The sequence below is a fragment of the Streptomyces carpinensis genome, assembly GCF_002154505.1.
Classification (GTDB): domain Bacteria; phylum Actinomycetota; class Actinomycetes; order Streptomycetales; family Streptomycetaceae; genus Streptomyces; species Streptomyces carpinensis.
Genome location: NZ_MUBM01000427.1, coordinates 1 through 9059, shown reverse-complemented (window position 1 = coordinate 9059; position 9059 = coordinate 1). Strand labels below are relative to the sequence as shown.

The 9059-nt window shown below is 71.4% G+C and carries 8 protein-coding genes; 3 read left to right on the top strand and 5 right to left on the bottom strand.

Annotated elements, in window-relative coordinates:
* Positions 1 to 115: 115 nt before the first annotated feature.
* Complete coding sequence (locus tag BZY54_RS41880; protein ID WP_244217599.1) at positions 116 to 1024, bottom strand: L,D-transpeptidase family protein; 909 nt, start codon at positions 1022 to 1024, stop codon at positions 116 to 118.
* 305 nt (positions 1025 to 1329) lie between these two features.
* Between BZY54_RS41880 and BZY54_RS41875 the strand changes: the two genes are divergently transcribed.
* Positions 1330 to 2910 (top strand): acyl-CoA mutase large subunit family protein, encoded by a 1581-nt coding sequence (locus BZY54_RS41875; RefSeq protein ID WP_086730607.1) that lies wholly within the window; start codon positions 1330 to 1332, stop codon positions 2908 to 2910.
* Positions 2911 to 3054: 144 nt separating this feature from the next.
* Positions 3055 to 3711, top strand: coding sequence for a leucine efflux protein LeuE (leuE, locus tag BZY54_RS41870; protein WP_086730606.1), 657 nt, complete (start codon positions 3055 to 3057; stop codon positions 3709 to 3711).
* Between the two features lie 278 nt (positions 3712 to 3989).
* Here the strand turns inward: leuE and BZY54_RS55195 are convergent, their stop codons facing one another.
* From BZY54_RS55195 to BZY54_RS41850, 4 genes are read right to left on the bottom strand one after another with little or no spacing between them, the layout of a single operon-like run.
* Positions 3990 to 4259 carry a hypothetical protein gene (locus tag BZY54_RS55195; RefSeq protein WP_086730605.1) on the bottom strand — a complete coding sequence of 90 codons (270 nt, stop codon included), beginning with the start codon at positions 4257 to 4259 and terminating at the stop codon, positions 3990 to 3992.
* 49 nt (positions 4260 to 4308) lie between these two features.
* Positions 4309 to 5454: an acyltransferase family protein gene (locus BZY54_RS41860; protein ID WP_086730604.1), complete on the bottom strand. Its 1146-nt coding sequence runs from the start codon at positions 5452 to 5454 to the stop codon at positions 4309 to 4311.
* A 36-nt stretch (positions 5455 to 5490) separates the two neighbouring features.
* Entirely contained in the window at positions 5491 to 6828 is a 1338-nt protein-coding gene (locus BZY54_RS41855) for an alpha-2,8-polysialyltransferase family protein (protein WP_086730603.1), read from the bottom strand.
* Complete coding sequence (locus BZY54_RS41850) at positions 6825 to 7802, bottom strand: glycosyltransferase family 2 protein (RefSeq protein WP_086730602.1); 978 nt, start codon at positions 7800 to 7802, stop codon at positions 6825 to 6827. Before BZY54_RS41850 ends, BZY54_RS41855 begins: the two co-directional genes overlap by 4 nt.
* A gap of 199 nt (positions 7803 to 8001) precedes the next feature.
* On the opposite strand from BZY54_RS41850, the gene BZY54_RS41845 reads away from it, so the two are divergent.
* Positions 8002 to 9059, top strand: a 1058-nt coding sequence (locus BZY54_RS41845) for a DUF6716 putative glycosyltransferase (RefSeq protein WP_107419959.1), incomplete at its 3' end; no start/stop codon positions are given.

Below are 9059 nucleotides of genomic sequence, written 5' to 3'. Positions count from 1 at the left end.
CAGCCGGGGTTCCCCCCGTACCCACGGCTCGTGCATGTGGCGCGGGCGGGGCACGTTCCCCCGGTCCCGCCCGCGCCCCGCCTCACTTCACGTCACATCCAAAAACCCTCGCGCGTCACCAGTGCACGACGACCTTGTCGCCCACTCTCACCTGCGCGAACAGCTGCGCGATCGCCGCCTCGTCCCGTACGTTGACGCAGCCGTGCGAACCACCGGCGTAACCCCGGGCCGCGAAGTCGTAGGAGTAGTGCACGGCTTGGCCACCGCTGAAGAACAACGCGTACGGCATGGGGGAGTGGTAGATCGTCGACACATGATGGCGTGACTTCCAGTAGACCTTGAACACACCTTCCCGGGTGGGCGTGTACTGCGTGCCGAACCGCACCGCCATCGTCGAGAGCGTCCGCCCGTCGACCATCCAGCGCAGCGTCCGGGTGGTCTTGTCGATGCACAGCACCCGGCCGGTCAGGCAGCGCGGGTCCGGCGCGCCGGCCGGCTGGCCGCCCATCAGATACAGCTCCCACTTGCCCGGCCGGTGCGTCATGGCCAGCAGCCGCTGCCAGGTGACGGTGTCGGTGCGCCCCGTGGGCGGCAGGCCCCGCTTGTCCTGGAAGCCCTTCACGGCCTGCTCCGTCAGATCGTCGTACGTCCCGGTCGGACCGTCGAACAGCCAGGCGACCTGACGGAGTCGGGCCTGGAGCTCGCGGACGCCGCTGCCGCTGTCGCCGCGGGACCACAGGACGGGTGCGCTCGGCGCCCGGGTGGGGGTGGCGCCCGGTGCCGTGCCCGGGGTCGTTCCGGTTCCCCCGGTCGTTCGCGCAGTCGCGCCCGGCCTGTCGTCGGTGGAGCCGCCGTCGCCGGGTGTCCCGGTGGCGGGGAGCTCGATGTGCACCGGCGAGCGGTGCCGGCCACCCCCTCCGGCGCCCTGTCCCGAGCCCGATCCCGCGCCCGGGGTCTGCACCGTGCACCCGCACACCGCGGCCAGCGCCACGGCCGCGGCCACGACGAGGCCCGATCTCCTCATGCCTCCGATACGCATACCGCCCCCGCCGTAGCTGTTGCAGCCGTCGTAGTCCGGTAGTACAGGGGGATGTCTCCCCACGCGTGACCGACCGTGAACCAGGGGGCAGGCTGGAAGGCGGAGCCTGACCACGAAAGCGTGAAGAGAGGCGTGAGGGACGGCCAGGGCAGAAGGAGCCGAACCGGTCTGTGAGCAAGGTCCCAGCGTGGGGCACTCCACCCCGGCGCACGGCCGCCGCTACAGTCCGTGGCGAGGATCGGATACCGGCGAGTAACTGGCGAGTAATAAAGAACGCGGAGGCACACACCATGGCGCGCGAGTCGGAGTCCGGGCTGCCCATCGAACCGGTCTACGGGCCGGACGCCCTGGAGGGCTGGGACCCGGCCGGGAAGCTGGGCGAGCCGGGGTCGTACCCGTTCACGCGCGGCGTGTACCCGACGATGTACACGGGCCGGCCGTGGACGATGCGTCAGTACGCCGGGTTCGGTACGGCTTCGGAGTCCAACGCACGGTACAAGCAGCTGATCGCGAACGGCACGATGGGCCTGTCGGTCGCCTTCGATCTGCCCACCCAGATGGGCCATGACTCCGATGCGCCGATCGCACACGGTGAGGTGGGCAAGGTCGGCGTGGCGATCGACTCGCTGGACGACATGCGGGTGCTGTTCGGCGGGATCCCGCTGGACAAGGTCTCCACGTCCATGACGATCAACGCGCCGGCCGCGCTGCTGCTCCTGCTCTACCAACTGGTGGCCGAGGAACAGGGCGTCCCGGCGGACAAGCTGACGGGCACGATCCAGAACGATGTGCTCAAGGAGTACATCGCGCGGGGGACGTACATCTTCCCGCCCAAGCCGTCGCTGCGGCTGATCGCGGACATCTTCAAGTACTGCCGGGCCGAGATCCCCAAGTGGAACACGATCTCGATCTCCGGCTACCACATGGCGGAGGCGGGTGCCTCGCCCGCGCAGGAGATCGCCTTCACGCTGGCCGACGGCATCGAGTACGTGCGCACCGCGGTCGCGGCGGGCATGGACGTGGACGACTTCGCCCCGCGGCTGTCGTTCTTCTTCGTGGCGCGCACCACGATCCTGGAGGAGGTCGCCAAGTTCCGTGCGGCCCGCCGGATCTGGGCGCGGGTGATGCGTGAGGAGTTCGGGGCGAAGAGCCCCAAGTCGCAGATGCTGCGGTTCCACACGCAGACGGCCGGGGTGCAGCTGACGGCCCAGCAGCCGGAGGTGAACCTGGTCCGGGTCGCCGTCCAGGGGCTGGCGGCGGTGCTGGGCGGTACGCAGTCGCTGCACACCAATTCCTTCGACGAGGCGATCGCGCTGCCCACGGACAAGTCCGCGCGTCTGGCGCTGCGCACCCAGCAGGTCCTGGCCTACGAGACGGACGTGACGGCGACGGTGGACCCCTTCGCGGGCTCCTACGTCATCGAGAAGATGACCGACGAGGTCGAGGCGGCCGCGCTGGAGCTGATGCAGAAGGTGGAGGACCTCGGCGGCGCGGTCCCGGCGATCGAGCACGGCTTCCAGAAGAACGAGATCGAGCGCAACGCCTACCGCATCGCCCAGGAGACCGACTCCGGCGACCGGGTCGTGGTCGGCGTGAACCGCTTCCAGCTCGACGAGGAGGAGCCCTACGAACCCCTCCGCGTCGACCCCGCCATCGAGGCCCGGCAGGCCGAACGGCTCGCCGGACTCCGGGCCGGACGCGACCAGGCGGCGGTCGACTCGGCCCTGTCCGCCCTGAAGAAGGCCGCGGAGGGCGAGGACAACGTCCTGTACCCCATGAAGGAGGCGCTGCGGGCCCGGGCGACGGTGGGCGAGGTGTGCAACGCGCTGCGGGAGGTCTGGGGGCACTACGTGCCGTCGGACGCGTTCTGACCCGGACCGTTTCTCCGAACTCCGAACGAGTGATCGGGGGTGTGGACGTCGCCCGCTTCCGGCGGGACGGCGGCGACCGGCCCGTCTGTCTCGCCCCCCGAAATGCCCACCCGGAGTGTCGTACCCTCGTGCGACACTCCTGCCATGTTCGGCGTCATCGACCTCCCCACCTATCTGGCGGGCCTTGTCCTCATCGTCCTGCTCCCAGGGCCCAACTCCCTCTATGTGCTGTCCGTGGCCGCCCGGCGCGGGATACGCGCCGGGTACACCGCCGCGGCGGGCGTCTGGTGCGGGGACACCGTGCTGATGACGCTCTCGGCCGCCGGGGTCGCCTCCCTGCTCAAGGCGAACGCCGTGCTGTTCGGGATCGTGAAGTACGCGGGTGCCGGATATCTGACGTGGCTCGCGATCGGGATGATGCGGGCCGCCTGGGAGATGTGGCGGACGCGAGGGGAGCGCGCCGTCGAGGAGGCCCAGGACGCGTCCCCGGCCCCCGCCCACGAACGGCCCTACCGCCGTGCGTTCGTCGTCAGCCTGTTCAACCCGAAGGCGATCCTGTTCTTCGTCGCCTTCTTCGTGCAGTTCGTCGACCCCGGCTACGCCTACCCGGCCGTCTCCTTCGTCGTCCTCGGCGCCTTCGCCCAGCTGGCCAGCTTCCTCTACCTCAGCGCCCTGATATTCAGCGGCACCAGGCTGGCCGCCGCCTTCCGCCGCCGCAAGCGCCTGTCGGCGTGGGCGACCTCGGCCGCGGGCGCCCTGTTCCTGGGCTTCGCGGTGAAGCTGTCGCTGGCCAGCGCATAGCCGGCTTCGGCCGGTACCGGTGCGCGCGCCAGGCCTGGTCGAAGCGCCCGAGGTGCTCCGTGAGCCCGGCCACCGTGTCGCCCCTCGGGTCGTCCGCCGTGCCGCCGCCCAGCCGACGCAGCCGTCCGGACGGACCGGGAACAGCCCGGTCCGGTACGGCTCCTGCGCGGGGCCGCGGGCCACGCGGACCGAGCCGGGGGCACGGACCCCGGCCGCCATGCCCAGCGCGAGCAGCGTCCGGTGCGGTCCGCGGAACGCGTCGAGCAGCCGCACCGCGGTCATCGTCGCGTCCGGCGCCCGGCCCCGGCCCGCAAACGGCCCGTGGTGCCCGTGCGCGTCTGCGCCGTGACCGGCGACTCCCGGTAGCCGCCGCCGAGCTGACGGGTCGCCATGCCGCGACGGACCTCACCGCGGTACACCCGCGCGGACAGGCCCAGCATGTGCGCGGCGACCCGGCGCCGCTCCTCCCAGGTGTCCGGCAGGGACTCCGGTGCGCCTTCGCCCAGCACCGAGCCGAGCTGCCGGCCCAGGTTGCAGGCGTTCTCCACGCTGAGGGACTGGACCTGCCGATCGCGGGCATCGCGGCCCGCTGCGGGATCAGCCGAGCCCGGGTCTCGACAGCACCCCGCGCAGCCTCGGTGTCAGCCACTCCTCCACGTACCGGTTGATCAGCCACGCCAGCGTCAGCATGGCGGCCACCGTCAGCATGAACGTGCCGTAGGACGGTATGCCCAGGCCCTGGTGCAGGACGTGGATGACGACCCAGCCCAGGTGCTCGTGGACCAGGTAGAAGGGGTACGTCAGCGCGCCGGCGACCGTCAGCGGGCGCCAGTCGGCCCAGCCGAGCAGGCCCAGCGCGATCGCGGCGACGGCGAGGAAACCGAGGGTGACGACGAGCACGATGCCGAAGGAACTGCGGTAGGAGAAGCCGGGCGCGTCTGGGGCGTGCCACAGCCGCTGGACCGCGTAGTGCTGGCCGAGCAGCCAGCTCACCGCCACGATGCCCCAGGCGATGGCGTCGCGCCGGTCGCGGTGGACGAGGTACAGGCCGATGCCGCCGACGAAGTACGGCGTGTACTCCGGCATCAGGACGACGTCCAGCAGCGGCGTGCCGGCCCCCTGGACGATCGCGGACGCCAGGGTCCAGCAGGCGCAGAACAGGACCACGCGCCGCCGGTTCGCGCCGGGCAGCACGACGCACAGGGCGAAGAGGGCGTAGAAGCGGACCTCGCACCACAGGGTCCAGCACACGCCCAGCACCCGGTCGACGCCGAGCGGTTGCTGGAGCATAGTCAGGTTCACCAGCGCGTCGGACGGCGAAACCGCGCGGTACACCACCGTGGGCAGCGCGAACACGGCCGTGACGAGGACGATCGCCACCCAGTACGCGGGCAGCAGCCGGGCGGCGCGGGAGGCGAAGAACGATCGCAGCGGCCTGTCCCAGCCGCTCATGCAGATGACGAAACCGCTGATCACGAAGAAGATCTGCACGCCCAGGCAGCCGTAGGCGAACAGGGAGTGCAGCGCCGGGAACTGATGGCGCGGCGATCCGCCCCAGGCCTGGCCGACCTCGCCGTCCCGGCCGCCGTAGTGGTAGGCGGCCACCATCAGTGCGGCCACCAGCCGCAGCCCGTCCAGGGCGCGCAGGCGTGTTGCCCGGGGCCCGGCCGGTACGGGGGCCGGGACCGGGCGTGTCGCCGTGGCGGTGGCGGCCCGGCGGGTGTCCGTGGGCGCGTCTGTCACGTGCTTCCCTCTCGTCGGCCGCTCATGACGCCCGTGTCAGCGCCCCACGGCACGCCCCAGCGAGCGCGCCCGGCGGGCCACGCGCCGCACCGTCGCGTTCCGTGGGATGAAGGCCAGCTGCGCCGGGACACCGCCGGGCAGGGCCAGGGAGGTGAGGCGGCGGCGCTTGAAGTAGCGCCGGGCGTGCGGGTCCAGGTGTGCGGCGAGGTACTCCTCGGCGGCCGGGCGCAGACCCGGGTGGATCTTCGGCTGCATCGCGTACGCCACGGCCCGCACCAGCTCGGTCAGCGCGTCGACGGTCATGCCCCGTCGCTGCTCGGTGACCGCCGCGCGGTCGTCCAGGTCGGGCAGGAGCGCGTCGACGACCGTCACCGGTATCCGGTTGCTGTTCTCGTACGGCGTCAGGCGCTCCAGGAGCGTGCCGGTGCCGGTGCGGGCGACCGGCAGCCCGTACAGCGCCGAGGCGGTGAGCAGCGCGGTGGAGAAGCAGCCGACGACCAGGGCCGGGCGCATCCGCTGGTACAGCACCTCGGCGAGGACGGGCGTGTCGAGCACCGTGAGGTCGGCGCCCAGCTTCCCGGCCTCCTTCTCCAGCGCCCGGGACCAGCGGGCCGGCGCCGAGGGGTGGGGTTTGAAGACGACGCGGGTGTGGCCGAGCGAGACCGCGCCCCGCAACATCCGCACGTGCAGCGCCTCCTCCTCCTCGGCGGTGAGGATGTCCAGCGCGGAGAGGTACTGGCCGAGCAGCAGCGCGGGTTCGGCGCCCGCCTGCGGCAACTCGTCGCCGGTGTCGGCCAGTCCGGCCAGCACCTTGACGAAGGCGTCCGTCGGCACGATCTCCGGTTCGACGCCGAACTCGGTGAGCAGCACCGGCTTCAGTCCCGGCACCAGGTCCAGGTGCAACACGCGGTCGATGCGGGTGCCGACCAGCGGGTCGATCTTGTTGCGGGTGGGGCCGTAGCTCATCAGACCGTCGGCGTAGACGGTGACGGGCGCGCCGGTGAAGATCTGGCAGAAGCCGAGGGCCGGATTGACCTGGATTGACTCGACGGCCAGTTCGACGTCGTCGTCGCCCAGGTTCCACAGCAGCCGAAGGTGCCGCTCCCACAGCGGGACGTCGTCCGCGCGCGGACCCCAGCCGCCCGGGTGGAACGGCGAGATGGTCTCGTTCCACGACACCACGTCGTCGAACCGGTCCCGCAGCCGTTCGAAGCCCGGCAGCTCGTCGAGCGCCGGGGTCGTCTCGGGCGTCGCGGCGTTGTTGCAGACCAGCAGCACGCGGCGGTCGGCGGGGCCGAAGCAGTCGGAGTCGAGGGCGGCGGCGAGCGTGGCCGTGCCGTACAGCGTCGACGCCAGGAAGATCTGCGTGGTCACGCGGCGGCTCCCGTCGGGGCCGGGCGGCGGCGCAGCCGGCGCAGCCGGGTGGCCCGTTGGACGTCCATGGAGTCCAGCGCCCCCTCGAGGACGTCCTGCGGCATGCGCCGCAGGGCGCCCGCGCTCAGCGACTTCAGCTTCCGTGCCACCGCCGGTTCGAACCTTTCGACGGAACCCAGATGATGGGCGATGATCGCGCAGTACGTGCGGACGGCCTTGGGCAGCAGCCGGTCCGCGTCCCGGTCCTTCGCCGTCTCCTCGACGACCTGGTCGAAGGCGCGGATGAAGTCCAGCTGGCGCACGTCGCCGATCTGGGTGAGGGAGGAGGCCACCCCGCGCCGGTAGTGCACGCCGAGCAGGCCCACCACGGCGAAGGAGCCCGCCTCCCGGTGCAGCCTCCAGATCCACGGCCGGTCCTCGGCCGTGCGCAGCCCGTCGGTGAAGTGCAGCAGGCCCCGGTCGACGAGCCGGCGGTGGTAGATGCCCGCCCAGGCGTAGGGGTAGTCGACCGACGTGGAACGGTCGGCGGGCAGTATCGCCGAGCGCGGATCCAGCACCACGCCGCGCCGGCCGTGGGGGACCCGGTGGATCGTGCGCGACCGGCCGGTGCACTGCACATGGTCGGAGCGTACGAAGTCGCACTCCAGTTCCTCGATGGTGGCGAGGAGCCGCTGATAGTAGCCGGGGGCGAGCCAGTCGTCGCCGTCCAGGAACGTCAGGTACTCGCCGCGCGCGTTGTCGATTCCGGTGTTGCGCGCGGTCGCCAGCCCTCCGTTCTGCTCGTGCCGGACGTATACGGCGCCTGGCAGTTCACGCTCGGCGCGCGCGAGAATGTCCGGGGTCTCGTCGCGTGAGCAGTCGTCGACCAGCACGAATTCGAAGTCGTCGCGCGCGTTCACACGAAGACTTCTCAAGGTGTCGGGCGCGTATTGCTGCACGTTGTAGAACGGCACGATGACGGAGAGCTTGACCACCCGAGTGACGTTAGGTGCCAGCCCCCGCCTGCGTCTTTACCTTCAGTTTGACCTTGGGTGAACGACGCGTGGCGATGCCGTGAACCCGGGTTTTTTCCGGGGGTATCGCGGCCCGATTCGCCATTCGGCGATGTGCTGTTAACCGTTTGTTGCGTTCGGGTTGGGGGGAACCTAGAAATGCCTTCCTACGGTCTTCGGCGTGCCAGCAAGTGCAATGAAGGCCCGGCGAGTCGCCGTTCTCGCGGATTCCGACACCCGGTGGAAATGGGGCGCGCTCACCGCGCACCGCCTCGTCTCCGCCGAGTCGAACGCCTCGGACATCCACCTGGACGGCTACCTCCTGCGGGGCCGAGCCACTCCCACCGCCCGCCAGTTGACGGAGGTCGGCGTCCGCGCCGACTCGCTGCGCGAGGTGACCGCCGTCGAGTTCCTGCGCGCCATGGACGGGGACGCCGAGGGCCAGGAACCGTACGACGTGCTCGTCCTCGCGCTCGTCGGCGGCGGGGTGCAGGCGATGCTGCACGGGCTGAAGCGGGTGTGGGAGGGCCGAAGCCGGCGGCCCGTCGTCGTCACCGGCTATGTCGGCGTCGTCTACGAGAAGCTCGCCGACGGCCTGCTGCTGCGCCACGGCGCGGACCTCGTGCTCGCCAACTCCCGCCAGGACGCCGACCGTTTCCGTACCGTCTACCAGGGGGTGGGCGCCGACGCGTCGGCGGTCACCGAGGTGGCGCTGCCGTTCCTCGGCGGAACGCCGTACCCCGGCGAGGCGGACGCGTCCGAGCGGCACGGACGCGGGCCTTACACCGTGGTGTTCGCCGCGCAGCCCTCGGTCCCGGAGCGCCGCGAGGAGCGCGCGTACCTGCTGGACCGGCTGGCCCGCCACGCCCTTCTGCACCCCGACCGCGAGGTGCTGCTCAAGCTGCGCTCCAGGCCGGGCGAGCACACCACCCACATCGAGGAACTGCCCTACCAGAAGCTCGCGCAGCGGACCGACCTGCCGCCCAACCTCCGCCTGGTCTACGGCCACATGGGTGAGGTCCTGGACCGCACCGACCTGCTGGTGACGGTCAGCTCCACGGCCGCCCTGGAGGCGCTGCACCGCCGCGTCCCCACCGTGGTCCTCACCGACCTGGGCGTGCGCGAGGTGCTCGGCAACCACCACTTCGTCGGCTCCGGCTGCCTCGCCTCCTGGGACCAGCTCGACGCGGGCCACCGCCCGGTTCCCGACGCGGAGTGGGTGGCCCGCGTCGAGCTGGT

Bases quoted from the DNA above. Each gene is read 5' to 3' on its own strand.
- BZY54_RS41880 (WP_244217599.1), bottom strand. From the start codon at position 1,024: ATGAGGAGATCGGGCCTCGTCGTGGCCGCGGCCGTGGCGCTGGCCGCG.
- BZY54_RS41875 (WP_086730607.1), top strand. From the start codon at position 1,330: ATGGCGCGCGAGTCGGAGTCCGGGCTGCCCATCGAACCGGTCTACGGG.
- leuE (WP_086730606.1), top strand. From the start codon at position 3,055: ATGTTCGGCGTCATCGACCTCCCCACCTATCTGGCGGGCCTTGTCCTC.